Source organism: Bacteroidota bacterium (assembly GCA_035506275.1).
GTDB lineage: Bacteria > Bacteroidota > Ignavibacteria > UBA10030 > UBA8401 > JAGVPT01.
The window spans coordinates 299635-315398 of record DATJPT010000019.1; the positions used below are offsets into that span (position 1 = coordinate 299635).

Annotated in this window: 12 protein-coding genes; 5 read left to right on the forward strand and 7 right to left on the reverse strand. The window is 53.5% G+C overall.

Annotation, left to right across the window (positions count from 1 at the left end; all coding sequences use genetic code 11):
• Positions 1-26: 26 nt before the first annotated feature.
• The 5 genes from VMF88_14595 (at position 27) to VMF88_14615 (ending at position 6074) form a co-directional block, all read left to right on the forward strand.
• Entirely contained in the window at positions 27-1361 is a 1335-nt protein-coding gene (locus tag VMF88_14595) for a TolC family protein (protein HTY12287.1), read from the forward strand.
• Between the two features lie 42 nt (positions 1362-1403).
• The gene (locus VMF88_14600) at positions 1404-2726 is read left to right on the forward strand and encodes an efflux RND transporter periplasmic adaptor subunit (protein HTY12288.1); all 1323 of its coding nucleotides are present in this window, start codon (positions 1404-1406) and stop codon (positions 2724-2726) included.
• A 20-nt stretch (positions 2727-2746) separates the two neighbouring features.
• The gene (locus tag VMF88_14605; GenBank protein ID HTY12289.1) at positions 2747-3454 is read left to right on the forward strand and encodes an ABC transporter ATP-binding protein; all 708 of its coding nucleotides are present in this window, start codon (positions 2747-2749) and stop codon (positions 3452-3454) included.
• A 69-nt stretch (positions 3455-3523) separates the two neighbouring features.
• A complete protein-coding gene (locus VMF88_14610) occupies positions 3524-4762 on the forward strand; it encodes an ABC transporter permease (GenBank protein ID HTY12290.1) in 1239 nt (412 codons plus the stop codon).
• Between the two features lie 37 nt (positions 4763-4799).
• Positions 4800-6074 carry an ABC transporter permease gene (locus VMF88_14615; protein HTY12291.1) on the forward strand — a complete coding sequence of 425 codons (1275 nt, stop codon included), beginning with the start codon at positions 4800-4802 and terminating at the stop codon, positions 6072-6074.
• 1 nt (position 6075) lies between these two features.
• On the opposite strand, the gene VMF88_14620 is transcribed toward VMF88_14615, so the two are convergent.
• From VMF88_14620 to VMF88_14650, 7 genes are all read right to left on the reverse strand, one after another.
• Positions 6076-7176, reverse strand: coding sequence for a DUF5700 domain-containing putative Zn-dependent protease (locus VMF88_14620; protein HTY12292.1), 1101 nt, complete (start codon positions 7174-7176; stop codon positions 6076-6078).
• 144 nt (positions 7177-7320) lie between these two features.
• Complete coding sequence (locus VMF88_14625; GenBank protein ID HTY12293.1) at positions 7321-9477, reverse strand: S46 family peptidase; 2157 nt, start codon at positions 9475-9477, stop codon at positions 7321-7323.
• Positions 9478-9545: 68 nt separating this feature from the next.
• A complete protein-coding gene (locus VMF88_14630) occupies positions 9546-11252 on the reverse strand; it encodes a polysaccharide biosynthesis protein (GenBank protein ID HTY12294.1) in 1707 nt (568 codons plus the stop codon).
• A 70-nt stretch (positions 11253-11322) separates the two neighbouring features.
• Entirely contained in the window at positions 11323-11652 is a 330-nt protein-coding gene (locus tag VMF88_14635; GenBank protein ID HTY12295.1) for a YbjQ family protein, read from the reverse strand.
• Positions 11653-11735: 83 nt separating this feature from the next.
• Positions 11736-13238, reverse strand: coding sequence for an aldehyde dehydrogenase family protein (locus VMF88_14640; GenBank protein HTY12296.1), 1503 nt, complete (start codon positions 13236-13238; stop codon positions 11736-11738).
• A gap of 11 nt (positions 13239-13249) precedes the next feature.
• Positions 13250-14455, reverse strand: a complete 1206-nt coding sequence (locus tag VMF88_14645; protein HTY12297.1) for a thiolase family protein — start codon at positions 14453-14455, stop codon at positions 13250-13252.
• A gap of 57 nt (positions 14456-14512) precedes the next feature.
• Complete coding sequence (locus tag VMF88_14650; GenBank protein HTY12298.1) at positions 14513-15673, reverse strand: VIT1/CCC1 transporter family protein; 1161 nt, start codon at positions 15671-15673, stop codon at positions 14513-14515.
• Positions 15674-15764 lie beyond the last annotated feature (91 nt).

A 15764-nucleotide genomic window follows, 5' to 3' on the forward strand; every position in this document is an offset into this window, starting at 1 on the left:
TCATGGATAACCTTGGAGAGAGATGTATGAAACAGCTGTTTGGGTCTATTTTTGTTCTATTTTTTCTGGCGTCAAGTGTTTTTGGTCAAGCGGCTCCCGTTCAGAAACTCACCTTGCAAAAAGCTATTGACTTTGCGCTCAATAAGAATGTGACTGTAGCACAGGCACAGAACAACGTCGCCGCCGCACAAAGCGGCGTATTGGCCGGATACGGCGGGTATCTTCCGAGTCTTACTGCTTCAGGGTATTGGAATCGAGAGCAGACGACAGAAGCCTTTTTTTCGGGGGTCACGTTTGTCCATCCAACGACAACCACGAACTACTTTAATGCTTCCGTAAGCTCGAATTGGACGATTTTTAACGGCTTTGCGCGCGAGGCGAGTTTGAAGAAAGCGATCGCAGGAGAGGAGTCGACCAATAACATTTTTACGAGAACGAAGCAGCAAATTGTGAATTCGGTGCAGGCCGATTACCTGACGGTGTTGAGGAATGAACAACTCGTCAAAGTAAGCGAGGAAAATTTAAAGAGGGACCAGAAGCAGCTCGACCAGATCACCGAGTCGCACAAAGTGGGGGCTCTTGCGATCGCAGATGTGTACAATGAGCAATCGGTTGTTGCAGCCGACGAATTGAGCCTTATTCAAGCTCAAAATACCTATGACGAATCAAAAGCGGACCTTATCGCACTCATTGGGCTGGATGCCTCTGTTGACTTCCCGGTTGCTGACGAATCGATTTCTCCGGACATCAGCCAAACGGACCTTGATTCCACCCAATATTCATACCAGAACATGGATCAGTTCCGAAAGACGGCAATGGCATATCGCCCCGACTATCAAAGTGCCTTGGCATTGGTGAGAAGCGCGCAAGCCGACGAAACATCTGCGTCCAGCCGATATTATCCCGGCGTGACTGCCAGCGCTTCCTATGCGCTCAATAATACAGAGATCTCCAATTTAACCGATAACAAAGGACTCAGTTGGGGACTCAACCTTTCGTGGTCGCTCTTTGACAATTTTGCTACCAATCAAACCGTCCAGACCGCCGCGGTTGAAAAAATGAATGCTGACCTAAATGTCCTTCAAACCGAACGGAACGTTAGCGTTGACGTGAAAAAAGCCCTGCTAAACCTCGAGTCTGGCCGCAAGCAATACACTGCGAGCATCAAGAGTCTTCAATCGGCAACGCAGAATCAAAAAGTTGCGGAAGAACGCTATAATCTTGGGGCGGGAACGCTTGTCGACCTGTTGACGGCCGACGCCGGCCTTGTGAATGCCGAAGCGGGCAAAATAAACGCGGCCTTCAATTACATCATGTCAAAAATGAATTTGGACCTCGCCATCGGCAGAATTTCGTACTGACAAAAGCTGATGGACGACATTATTCTTAAGGAGCATCACACCATGGCAAATGGAAAAGGGAAAAAATCAAAAAAGAAGATTTTTATTTTTTCGGGTATCGGCGTTGTCGTTCTCGCGCTCGTGCTGATCGTGCTGCTGGGGAGCAAACGGGAGAACGTCATTAACGTTCAGACCGAAAAAGTCCAGCGGAAGTCGATAACACAGATCGTGACCGCGTCGGGAAAGATCCAGCCGGAGACGATGGTGAAAATCAATGCCGAGGTGAGCGGCGAGATCATTACGCTTCCGGTGAAGGATGGCCAGAAAGTACAGAAGGGCGAACTGCTCGTGCGGATCAACCCGGACGTCTATCAGGCGACCGTCGACGGCGCTGAAGCGGCCCTCGTTGCCGCGAAGTCGTCGCTTGCACTCAGCCAGGCGAACCTTGAAAAATCGGAGAGCGAATATAAACGGGCACAAGGCCTCTATGAAAAAACCTTGATGTCCGAACAGGACTTCGTCGGTTCGCGGACGGCATACAAAGTCGCAAAGGCGCAGTGTGAATCCGCTGTCTCCGGTGTTACACAGGCTGACGCATCGTTGAACCAAGCCAAGGAAAATCTCAAGAAGACCTCGATCTACTCGCCGATCGACGGAACCGTATCACAGTTGTTGTCGGAGCTTGGAGAGCGCGTGAGCGGCAGCAGCTTTACTGAAGGGACGGAGATCATGACCGTCTCCGATTTGTCGAGGATGGAAGCGCGCATTAACGTCGGCGAAGATGACGTTGTGTTAATCTCTCTCAACGATACCGCCAGCATCCAGGTGGATGCCTACCCCGACAGAAAGCTCAAGGGCATCGTCTATGAAATTGCGAACACCGCCACGACCACCGGCGCGGGGACGCAGGACGAAGTGACGAACTTTCAGGTGAAGATTCGGATTTTGGACAAGGACATCGCTCTCCGGCCGGGTATGTCTATGTCTGCCGATGTTCAGACCGAGACGCGGAACAATGTCCTGGCGGTGCCGATCCAGAGCGTGACGACGCGAACTCCGAAAGTGAAAGAAGGAGGGAAGGCCGATTCGTCGAAGGCAACGAAGCAAGAGAACGTCAGCACGGACGTCAAAAACAACTCGGCGGTCAACCTTGACAAACCGATCGAAGTCGTTTTCGTCGTCAATAACGGGAAAGTCAAGCAAGTTCCGGTGAAACGGGGCATCAGCGATGAAACAACCGTCGAGATCATCAGCGGTTTGACCGAGAGTGACGAGGTTGTGTCGGGAAGCTACAAGGCGATCAACCGTGAACTGGAAGACGGCGCAACGATCAAGATCGACAACACGGCGAAGAAGTTTGGAACCGTGAAGAAAGAAGGAACCTAATACACCGGCAGGAATATTCTATGAACGTCATCAACATCAAAAACATCAGCAAAACGTACATCATGGGGGAAGAGGCGGTCCATGCCCTTCATGATGTCTCCCTTCAAATCGACAGGGGAGAATACGTTGCGATCATGGGACCTTCGGGCTCCGGCAAATCGACGCTGATGAATATTCTCGGCTGCCTGGATACGCCGTCGACGGGATTGTACGAATTCAACGGCGTGAACGTCAGCGAGATGAACGACAATGAGCTTGCCAAAATCCGCAACAAGGAAATCGGTTTTGTGTTTCAGACGTTCAACCTTATTCCGCGCTCGGATGCGCTCCACAACGTCGAGCTCCCCCTGATTTACGGCGGAGTGAACGCTCATGAACGCAAGCGCCTGGCTGCCGAATCGCTCACGCATGTCCGTCTGGCGGACAGAATGCATCACCGTCCCAACGAACTGTCCGGCGGACAGAGGCAGCGCGTTGCCATCGCCCGGGCGCTCGTGACGAAGCCGTCGATCATCCTTGCCGACGAACCGACCGGAAACCTGGATACGAAGACCGGCGACGAGATCATGGCGCTGCTCGAAGAGCTCAATCACAACGGCAACACGATCATTCTCGTGACGCATGAAGAGTATATTGCCGAGCATGCGAACCGGATCATCAGGATCCGCGACGGAAGAGTTGAACGCGACGAGGCAGTCCAGAAGCGCGTTGTCCCGGCTCTGGCATGACGGAGACCGTTGGATCGTTGATTCCCTCCGCGGCGGCGTTTCACTAAGGTATCATACAAGAGGTGGTGCATGGGCATGAGGATCGCTGACTTTGCGTACGAATTGAAGGAAGGGCTGGCGATTTCTTTTCAGGCAATTCGTGCGAACAAGATGCGTTCTGTACTGACAACGCTCGGGATCGTGATCGGCATCGTGTCGGTGACGCTGATGGGCACAGCCATTGAAGGACTGAGCCGCGGATTTCACGACAGCATTTCCAAGATCGGCGCGGATGTTCTGTATGTGCAAAAGTGGCCCTGGTTCGGCGGCGATGAATGGTGGAAATACAGAAACCGGAAAGATGTGAAGTATACGCAGTATGAAGCCGTCGAACGCCATGCCACGCTGATCAAAGCCGTCACGCCGATCTGCTGGACCCAGGGGGTCGTGAAGTACAAGAACCAGAGTTCTGACGGGGTGCTGACGCTGGGAGCAAACGCTCAATACCTCGAGACCTCGGGCATCAATATGGACCTGGGAAGATTTTTTAGTCAGGCGGAAGCAGAAGGAGGAAGGCCGGTCGCCGTGATCGGGTCGGAAGTTGCCGACAATCTTTTTCCCAACGAGACACCGCTGGGCAAAACGATCAGGATCGGCACTGCGGCCTTTCGCGTGATCGGCGTCGTTGAGAAGCAGGGGAGTTTTTTGGGGGTTGAAAGCCTCGACGACCGGATCGTGATCCCAATCCAGGCATTCTTCAGAAAGTTCGGTGCGAATCGCGGCATCCAGATCAACGTGAAGGCCGCGGATATCAACAATCTCGACGACACAAAAGAGGAATTGCGCGGCATTCTCCGGAAAGCCCGCCACGTGTCGCCGAAAGCGGAGGATGATTTTGCCATCAACCAGCAGGAGATGTTTGTCCAAACCTTCAACGCGATCGGCGTGGTCGTTGCAGGGATCGGACTCTTCATCACAGCTCTCTCGCTTTTTGTCGGAGCTATCGGCATCATGAACATTATGTTCGTCTCCGTCACCGAGCGGACAAAGGAGATCGGCATCCGCAAAGCGATCGGCGCGCGGCGCGCCACGATCCTTCTCCAGTTTCTGATCGAATCGGCATCGCTCTCCCTGATCGGGGGGATCATCGGCATCATTATTTCATACCCGCTCAGTCTTCTTGTCAATCAAATTATGCCGACGTCGATGCCGATCAGCGTCGTGGCAGTCGCGATCCTTATTTCGATCATCGTCGGCGTTGTCTCGGGATTCCTGCCGGCCAACAGGGCGTCGAAGCTGGATCCGGTGGAAGCGCTGAGATACGAGTAAAGAACCAAGAACTCTTCTCCTTGTCGAGTTGTGAGATATGCAGATTTCCGAAAGTTTTAAAATGGCGATCAACGCCATCCGTGTCAACAAGCTTCGCTCGTCGTTGACTCTGCTCGGCATCAGCGTCGGGGTGTTCTCCATTATCGGCGTGATGACGGCGATGGGAGTGCTGCAGAACGCCATCGAGAACGGCCTCAGCGACCTCGGAACGAACACGTTTCAGATCCAGAAATTCCCCACCGGCTTTTTCCGCGGGAACCGCGACCAATTCAGGAATCGAAAAGATATCACGATCGACCAGGGAGAGATCTTTGCCACGCGTATGACCCAGGCCAAGTACATCGGGCTGGAATCGTGGTTCGGGGTCAAACAGGTCTTTCACAATAACGACAAAACGAACCCGAACGTCAGCATGGTCGGTGAATCGGTGGACGGCTTCCCGACAAACAACTGGACCATCAAGGACGGGAGGGCCTTCACGACGCAGGAAGTCGAATACGGTGATTTTGTCTGCGTGCTGGGAAACGCTATCGTTGAGAAGCTCTTTGAACGGGGATCGCCCATCGGGGAAGACATCAAAGTTGACGGGCACAAATTTAAGGTGATCGGAACGATCGAGTCGAAGGGCTCCTTTCTCGGCGGCAATCAGGATAATTTTTTGGCCATTCCGATCACCACCGCGATGAACCTGTACGGCAAGCAGCGGTCCATCAACATCATGGTGCAGACGAAGGATCAGGAAAGCTACAACGACGTCATCGAACTGTCCACCTCCATTCTGCGGACGATCCGTCACGTCCCGCCGGGCGCGGACGATGATTTTGCGATCTTCTCCAACGACACCCTCATCCAGCAATTCAACGATCTTACTTTTATGGTCAAGATCGGAACAATGGGTATCGCCTGCATCGCATTGCTGGCGGCCGGCATCGGCATCATGAACATCATGCTGGTGTCGGTGACCGAACGGATCAAAGAAATTGGGATCCGTAAAGCGCTCGGGGCGACGAAAGTGAACATCCTCTCTCAGTTCTTGAGCGAATCGGTGGTGTTCAGCGAAATCGGCGGGTTCATTGGCATCATCGCAGGTTCGATACTCGGGAACGTTGTTGCCGTCTTAACCACCGCCCCCGCAATATTCCCGTGGGACAACTCGGTAGCGATCCTCTCAACCCCCTTTATGAACTTCTCGGCGCTCGGATTGAATATCGTCGCGCTCGTCTTTTGCTCCTTTATCGGAGTCGTGTTCGGAGTTTATCCTGCATGGAAGGCCGCCAACCTCGACCCGATCGAATCCCTGCGGTACGAGTAACTCATTTCGCAAGGCCTGCTTTTATTTCCTCCGAAAGCTTCGGCAGTTCATCATACTGCTTGGTGAGAGCATCGTACTTCTCGAAAAAATCCCCGACTCCTTTCGCGACAGTCTCCGTCAGCGCATTCCGCCCCATTTTTGTATCGATAGCAAAAGCCATCAGCAGCCCGGCCGCCGCCCCGTAATTCCTTTCGAACGCTCCGGAAAGGTTCGCGTTCATCACCAGTTCCTGTGATCGCGCGCTGGTGATGCCGGGCGACTGTAGTTCCCGCATCGCGTTGTTCAAAACCGACACGGCGTTCTTTGCCTCGCTGAAAATGTAGGGGGGAAGCGAGCTCCCCGTTCGTTCCTGGTAGGATATTCTGTATGCGATCCCTTCATTCTGAACGAGCTCTGCAAGCGACCAGAAGGCTTCTCTTCGGGCATTGATCCCTTTCCACACGGGCGAGTTCGATTGGTAGACGGCGAAGACCGCATGAAAGGTCTCGTGAGCGAGCGTGCTGAGCGTCTCGATGAATTGAACATTGGTCGGCAGACTATTCCCTACCAGCCGCTGCAAGTTGACGACAATGACCGGGTCCCCCTCGTTTTCACCCACGAAGACTGGTGTGTTCCCCTGCCAAACGACACGGCGGACAAACGCGGCAGCATTTTCATTCCCAAACGCCACCACATACACCGAAAGAGTGGCAGAAATCCTTGCGTCCGTCGGGAAAAATTGTTCGACGGTCGCGATGACGCGGCGGTCCAGTTCCCCCTTTTTTATTTCGGCGAGGAGGCCTTTTATTTCGGAGAGATGTGCCCTCGTCTGCACGAAACCGAAAACATCGTCCGGACTTTTGGATCCGTCACGAAGGAGTTCGAGCTGGCGCTGGAATGATTCGGAAGTCAGCTGTCTGCGGGCCAGCACTGCGCTTGTGGCCGCTGCAAGCTGTGTGCCGCGAAGCTCCGCTACGCTGTTCACGCTGTGCAGCCGTCCTTCACAGAGGTCGATGATTTGCTCGACGGACGAATAGTCCACTTGCAAGTTGACGTTAAAATCCGGATTCGGCTGTGTGCAAAGAAATGACGGGAAGAGAAGTATGGGGATTAAAAAACGCATCGGTCAATCACGTCGGAGATTTTTTAGAATGTATCTTTTTTCTTCCCGATTGTCAAAACGAAAGTGTCAGATCGCGCCGGTCGCCTCTTGTACAAAACAAAAGGGCGTTCCGGCCTGGAACGCCCTTTCGTCCAACGGGAAAAGTTACTTTTTCGCTCTTTTTGTTTTGGAAGGCTGAACTGCCTCCGGTGCGGGAGCAGCAGGAGCTTCTGCCTTGGTGACGACTCCTTCAAGCTCGTCCGCCAGCGTTCCTGCATCGTAGATCTTCCGCAGGCATTCGATCATCGCGGCAGTATGGACTGACACTGCGCGGTTCTTTTCGCCGTCGAAGAGGAATCTCCCCGGCAGACTTTCGATGTTCCCGTCAAAGATGAGTCCGACCAATTCTCCCGCTCTGTTGATCGTCGGCGATCCTGAATTTCCGCCGATGATGTCGCATGAACTGACAAAATTCATCGGGGTCGACAGATCTAATTTTTCTCTCCGCTCTTCATAACGCTTCGGAAGCCCAAAATCGCCGGTGTTGCCGAAACTATATGCGCGGTCGTATAGGCCGTACATCGTGGTTTTGGAGGGTGCCTTCGTTCCGTTCATCGGATACCCGCATACCGTCCCATATGACAACCGGAGAGTGAACGTCGCGTCGGGGTACGTGTTCTTTCCATAGACGGCAAAACGGGCCTTCCCGATTTTTTCCACTGCGGCGGATTGCACGCTGGTCAAATTTGTTTCTGTCCATTGGCGTCTCTGGCGGACGTCAGGATCAAGCTTCCGTGCGAGGACAATAAGCGGGTCCGTTGATTGCGCAACCGCCTGTTCCCCCCCCTTGATGAGAGCTTTGCGAAATTCCACGTCAGCTAGTTTGGTTCCCTGGATCAGCTCTTTTGCGCCATCGGCGGGAGAATGTCCGCCAAGCACCGTTTGGATGAACGGGTCGTTCGGTCCCAGCTCCTCGAGGGATTCCTGAAGACCGTCGGCAAGGAGCAATTCCTCCATGTCGCTGTACACCGGCGCGCGCGAATACATCCGAAATTGCAGCGACGCGAGGTTGGCATCCTGAAATTCCGTCAACCGCTTTTCATTCGGCTTCGTTATTTCAGCGACATATTGGACGATCTGTGTTGCGAGCGTTGCCAGCCTCGATCCGCGTAACGTCCGGTAGGTGTTTTGGCTGACGATGGTCTTCGAGCGGTCGATCGCGACGGCAATCGAATCCCATGCATCGCCATAAGCGCGCTTCCATTCGGGGTTAGCGTTGACGCGCGAACGAAGATCGCTGTCCTCTTTTCTCTTTTGCTCCATCAAGCCTGCATCGAGCAATCCCTGGTATTCGCCGCGGTTCGCTTTGAGCGTGTTCTCAAGGCCAAAGATCTGATTCAGAGCGCGGCGCTCCTGCTCAGGTCCGAGTTTGGAATATTTTTTAAGCACCGCAAGCCGGCGTTCGAATGTCTTAAACCGCAAAGGAAAGTTGAAGTCCCTCAGATATTCGAGCTGCGCCATGGTCTGCAGGCGGTCGGTCGATCCGGGATGCCCCGACACGAACACGAGGTCCCCCTCTTGCGCTCCTTTTGAGTTCCACTTCAAATAGTGAGCGGGCTGGACCGGCTTGTCGTTTTCGTAAACACGGAAAAGGGTCATGTCGAGGTCGTACCGCGGATAGGTGAAATTGTCGGGATCGCCGCCGAAGAATGCGATCTGCTGTTCGGGCGCCATGACGAGGCGGACGTCGGTATATTTCTTGTACCGGTAAAGCCAATGTTCGCTCCCCTGGTAAAATGCGATGACATCGGATCGCAATCCGGTTTTCTCCGAGCTCTCTTTTGTGATTTTTGCGATTTCTTCTTTTTGCGCGTCGAACGCTTCTTTTTCGGACATGCCCGGCTTGATTGCGGATTGCACGCGCGCAGTAACGTTCTCCATCGAAATGAGAACGTTCAACTCGAGGTCGGTGCATTTTATTTCTTCTGCCCTCGTCTTGGCATAAAATCCATCGGCGACGTAATCCTTATCTTTTGACGACATCTTTTGAAGTTGACCGAGCGCCACATGATGATTCGTCAAGACCAGGCCGTTCGGACTGACAAACGATCCCGATCCGCCGTCATTGAACCGGACGCTCGAAAGCCGGACATGGTCGAGCCATTCCTGTGTCGGCGTAAAGTTGTACTTTTCCTGAAGCTGTTTCGTGGGGGGATTGTCGAACGTCCACATCCCGTCGTCGGCAAATGCCGGCAGCACAAGACAGCATGCGAACGAAACGGCCAAAAGTATGGAGATTGCTCTTTTTTGTCTATGAGTCATTGAAGATTTCCTTCTTTTTTATATTGACTGATCATGGTTCCTTGCTACCTGTTCATTGTTCGCTGATTTCACGCTTTCATTCGCTTTCCCTTTTCCTCCTCCGTAAAGATCCATCCGACAATTTTTCCCGGGTCGATCTCTGCGAAATTCTTCCAGTACTCGCCGTCGCGAAGATAACGGGAACTTGTTTCGGTCTTCGACAGCACCTCTGCTTCTTCCATAGCGACCGCAAATCTGGTCTTCCATTTTTCCATATTGCTGACGCGAAGGTCTACCCAGCCGTTGCGCGCCCACTCGCCGATCAACGTGTCGTTGATCTTTAATTCGTTCTCGCCGCGATACGGGGGAATTTTGATCTCCTTTCCGCGCAGCAACGTCTTCCCGTCGGGGAGAAGGATCGGTATGCCGATCGAAATGATGTGAGACCGTAGGGTCTGGTTCTCTTTGATCAGAGCGGTCAGAGCTCTCGAAAGCTCCTTTGCCGAAGTTTGCACGACCGTTTTCATGGTGATGAAGGCCACTTTGAGAAGATAGGCTTCATACAGCAGCTTGGAAAGCCGGGGAGGACCGAGAATTTCGAATGCGACGCTGTCGACATGATGTTCTTTTTCGAGCGCCTTAAGCTTTTCCAGAGCGCTGTTGAACATGAATCCGGCCCGGTATGTCGGCTCGAGCGTTGCATTGTCGAGTGCGTTGATGATATCGTGCCCCGTGTTGCCCCCTTTGATTTCATAGATGACATCCTGGGCAATTTCCTCGGGCGTGACATACTCCATCTGTCCCGGAGTTGAGATCGCCTCAAATTCGCCGCGCGAAAATATTCCGTTCTCGCCGGTATCGATGAAGACAGAATGCAGCAGCTGGTGCGTCGATTCTGCGATCCCGTCCACTTTGATCTTGAAAGTGTTTTTAAGGGTGATCCCTTTCTCGGGCGGGCAGTCGTACAGTTCGATCGGCTTCCCCCGCTTGGCGATCTGGCCGAATCCGATCTTCTTCCAGGCGATCGCTCCGGTCGGTTTTATTTCCTTCGTGATCGGCGCATCGGGGGTGCGCCCCATCAAAAAGAGAAGAAGCGTGTGAGCCCCCGCCACGGCGGATTTGCTCAACAAGACTCTGGAAGGTTTTTCTTCGCTGTGGGTGTACGGAATGTTCAGCCCCATGCCGCCAGTGCCGCTTGTTCCGATCTTGACATAAACCTTCGTTTGCGCTTCGTTCATCGATTTGTAGAAGATCTGGACATGGCGTATAAGCTGGGGCACGTAGAGAGTGCAGAGGAGCTTTTCGATCGATTCATGCAAGGCGTGATTTCCCCCAGGTGATGCCCCCCTCAGATGAGTCAAGACCTCTCGTGCGCTCTGAAAAAGGTCCTGGTACGCGATCGCCGTCGCTGAATTGATGCAATCGACCACGACGTCGGGTTTGTAGCGGGAGAGAAGCTGATACAGCGCGGACCGATGAAGGACGGGCTCGGTCAGTTCGTCTACAATGTCGTCGATGTACATCCGCCTGAGCTTCGGCTCGCTGAGAATATCCTCACGGTTGACATCCTTGAGTTCCTGCCGCGTAAAGATATTACCCCACCACGGAAGGAAGAAATCCTTTCCCGCTTTGGGATATTCCTTTTTCATCTGTTCGACTGCGTCCTTTGCCTCCGATTCCTTCAATGAGGTGATGATGATTTTCTTCGGGTGCTCTTCCATCAACGAACGGCAGACGGCGGAACCGACAAGCCCCCATCCTCCCAGGACTAAGACAATTTTGTTCTCGATGTCCATACACTTCTCTGTGATAAAGTTTGATACATGCGGAAACAGGGTTGGACGGTTTCCTTTGGATAATTTATCCTCACACTTTTTGCACGACGCATGCGGTTCCGTACGCCAGCACTTCGGTGACTCCGTTCATGATTTCGGTGGCGTCGTAACGGAATCCAATGACCGCGTTCCCGCCGACCTGCTCTGCATGCTGAATCATCACCTCGTAAGCGTCGCGCCGCGTCTGCTCGCATAAGCTGGTGTAGAGCGTGATGTTGCCTCCGAAGAGGATTTGGAAACCGGCGCCGATATTGCCGAACAACGAGCGCGACCGGACGATGATGCCGCGGACAACGCCGATGTTCTTGACGATTTTATAGCCGTCGAGCTGGAAGTTTGTCGTAACGAGTGAATGATCCATGAAGCCTCCGGGGAGCAGTGATGAATTGAGAATGAAGAATTATTTGTTAGGTATTAAAAAATCAAAAGACCAAAAAATGAGCGTCATCCTTTGGGAACAACCGTATCGTACCAGAATTTCTTCTCGCGGGAGCCGACTTCATCGATATGCATATGCTTGGTCTCGGTGTATTCGAGCAAGCCGTCCTTGCCAAACTCGCGACCGATGCCGCTCTGCTTGTATCCGCCGAACGGCGCTCGTTCGGAGAGCAAATGCCATTCGTTGATCCACACCGTTCCGGCGCGCAATTCACGGGCAGCGCGCAAGGCGCTTTCTTTATCCGCCGTCCAGACGCCTCCGGCAAGGCCGTACGACGAATCGTTCGCGAGACGGATGGCATCATCCACCGTTTTATATTTGATGACCGAGAGAACCGGACCGAAAATCTCTTCCTGAGCGATCGCTGAATGGTTGTCGACATTCGTGAAAATCGTCGGCTCCACGAAGAAACCAGTTTTGAGATCGGAGGTGCCGGGCGTAGTTCCGCCGCATGCAAGCTTCGCGCCGGAGGATTTCCCTTGTGAGATGTATCCAAGGATCCGTTCCTGCTGCTTTTTGGAGATCACTGGGCCCATATCGGTTGCTTCGGATCTCGGATCTCCGAGTTTTATTTTTTTTGTTTTCTCGACGAGCCGTTCAAGAAATTCGTCATGAAGTTTCTCCGAGAGGAGAAGCCTGCTCCCCGCTTCGCAGCATTGTCCAGCGTGGTAAAAGATGGCGTACAATGCCCCATCGACTGCAAGGGGCAGATCGGCATCATCAAGCACAATGTTCGCAGATTTTCCCCCGCATTCAAGAGTGCATTTTTTCAATGATGCGGAGGCAATGGACATGATACGCCTCCCGACCCCCGTCGAGCCGGTAAATGAAATTTTATCAACCAACGGGTTCTTCACAAGCTCTTCACCCGCATCCTCCCCGAATCCGGGGATGATATTGACGACGCCTTTCGGTATCCCAACGTCATTGAGGATCTTTGCCAGTTCCATGGCGGTGCTTGGTGTCAGCTCGGAGGGCTTGAGCACGATCGTGTTCCCCGCGGCCAAAGCCGGACCGAGTTTCCAAACCGCCATTTTCAGAGGAAAATTCCACGGAATGATCGCCGCCACGACGCCGACCGGTTCGCGGATAAGAAGGTTTTGCGAGACCCCCGGCTTGGTCAGACCTTCTATAGTTTCCGTCAGATCGTTGGCGGCAACTTTCGAATAATAATTCATGCATCGCGCGCTCAGGTAGATATCTTCTTTCGCTTTGCGGATGGTCGAACCCGAATCGTCGACCTCAAGCGCAACGAGCTCTTTGGATCGCTCGTTGATTTTATCGGAAACGGCTTTGAGAAGTGCGCTTCGCTCGGTTCGGGGCATCAGCCGCCACGGTCCGTTGTCAAAAGCATTCCGCGCAGCTAGGACCGCCCGTTGTGCGTCCGCAACGCCCGCCCGCGCAACTTTCGCGACGATCTCACCGCTAAAGGGGTTGATCGAATCGAACGTCTGTTTCGATCCAGCCTCGACAAATGCTCCGTCAATGAAAAGCCGATACTCGCGCATCAGATTGCTTCCTATGTTGTTCTCTCTATGATCATTGAAATTCCCTGCCCGACTCCGATGCACATTGTGGCAAGACCGAACCTGACATCGCGCCTTTGCATCTCATGAACGAGCGTTGTCAGAATCCGCGCGCCGCTGCATCCTAACGGATGTCCCAAGGCGATCGCTCCGCCATTCACGTTGGTTCTCTCTTGGTCAAGCCTCAGGTTTCTGATCACGGCGAGCGATTGTGCCGCAAACGCTTCGTTCAGCTCAACCAATCCGATGTCATTGATCGTCATGTTCGCTTTCCGCAGCGCCATTTCAGTCGCGGGTACCGGCCCCATCCCCATGTACCTCGGATCGACCCCCGCTACTCCGGTCGACACGATTTTTGCCAGCGGCCTCAAGCCAAGCGATGCTGCTTTCTCTTCAGACATCAATAGCGCTCCTGCTGCGCCGTCGTTCAATGAAGATGAATTCCCTGCAGTGACGGTACCGTTCTCTCTGAAGGCAGGTTTCAGTTTTAAAAGTTTTTCCATCGACGTGTCTTCTCGAGGTCCTTCATCGACGGAGACGACATGGCGCTCCTTCTTGGTTTCCACTTCGACCGGAAGGATCTCGGTCGAGAACCTCGTTCTGGCAGCCGTTGCTCTCGTGTGGCTCTGAAGGGCAAATCGGTCCTGGTCGTCTCTGCTGACGGAGTATTTTTCCGCGACGTTTTCGGCGGTCTCGCCCATGGTTTCCAGCGGAAACATTTTTTCCATTTTGGGGTTGGGAAATCGCCAGCCGAGAGCCGTATCGTATGCCGTCAAATTTCCATACATCGGACCGTTCGAGACATTCTTCGGAACGGCATAGGGGGCCCGGGTCATGCTTTCGGCCCCTCCTGCAAGTACAATTTCATTCTCACCGGACCAAATCGCCCGCGCCCCCTGGATGATTGCTTCGAGCGATGAACCGCAGAGTCGGTTGATCGTCGTCCCCGGAACCGATCGGGGGAGTCCGGCAAGCAGCAACGCCATCCGAGCGAGGTTTCTATTATCTTCTCCCGCCTGGTTTGCACATCCCCAAAAAACGTCCTCGATGGAAAGAGGGTCAAAGCGGGACCGGTCGACAAGGGCCCGGAGGATCATGGCGCTCAGATCATCGACGCGAATGTCCTTGAGTACGCCCCCATATTTTCCGATAGGAGTGCGAACCGCGTCGACGATCACTGCTTGATGCGCACGATTCATGCAGATCTATTGGGGAAAAAATGCACTGGTTCTTGAGTAAAGATCATCATGTTCCTTTTAAGGTATGACATGACCCTCAGGACTGAGCAGAACGCCGACGCCATATGCGATCGCGGCGGTCATCAGACCGACCAACGTCATTTCCAACCCGCTTCGCCACCAGCTTCGTCCCGTGACAATTGTTTTGAGCACTCCCACCGTAAAGTGTGCCAATGTGCTGATAAGAAGGCTGAGAATAATGGCGGGCGTTCCGAACAAGAAGATGAAGGGGACGACGGGAATGATTCCGCCGGCTGCCGTTGCCGCCGTCGCCGAGATCGCTTCCTTCAGGGGATTGGGAAAGCTTGACGCAGAAAGTCCAAGCTCTTCATGAGCCAGCGTTTTTAAGAACTGTTCCGGATTTTGAGTGAGCCGGTCCGCCATCATCTTTGCTTCTTCCGGCGTGAACCCTTTCAGCTGATAAAATAATTCCAGCTCCTGCTTTTCTTCTTCGGGGTTCAGTTCGATCTCTTTTCGTTCGCGATCCAGTTCGGCTTCGTAGACCTCGCGCTCCGACTTCCGAGCAAGATAGGCCCCCGATCCCATCGACAAAGCGCTTGCAAGCGTTCCCGCAACCCCCGCTACCCAGACGACATGGCTTCCGCCGGTATAACCCGCCATCCCGGTGACAATGCCGAAGACGGCGCCGAGTCCGTCATTGGCGCCGTAGACCGCCTGTCCGATCCACCCGCCTGAATGTCCGGCGTGCCATTTTTCTTTTTTGAAAATGGCTTCGAGTTTTGCCTGCGGCTGATCTTCCTCCGCCATCGAATGAAGAATTTTTGAGTGGACTTTCTCTTCCTTCTTGATCTCGCCCATCGCCGTGCGGTCCGCCGGACTGTTCGCGATCGCCGCCTCTGCTTCATAACGTTCCGTGTCGCGGTCCTCCTGCTCTTCAAGCCGCTGGACGGCGTTTGCCGTGCCGCTCCGTACCAGAAGCCAGCGGCGTATTTTTTCAAACGCCGAATCAACTTGTTCGGGAACGGCTCCGCCGAGTTCCTTCAACCGGGCCTCCCATTTTTTTGCGTGCGCATCCTCGGCGTCGGCGAGCTTGAGAAGGATGTTTTTCTGCTTCTCATCCGGTTCTCTTGCTGCAAGCTCTCGGTACGTTTCCGCACCGGACTTTTCTTTCTTCCAGCTTGTTTGCAGTGATCGAATGAGTTGTTCATTCTCAGGCATGGAGACAACGCTCTTTCAGAAGGATAGATCTTTCAACACGTCAGATCCCATGTTTCGGGATCTTATGCTTGGGGAGAGACAGGATTTTCTG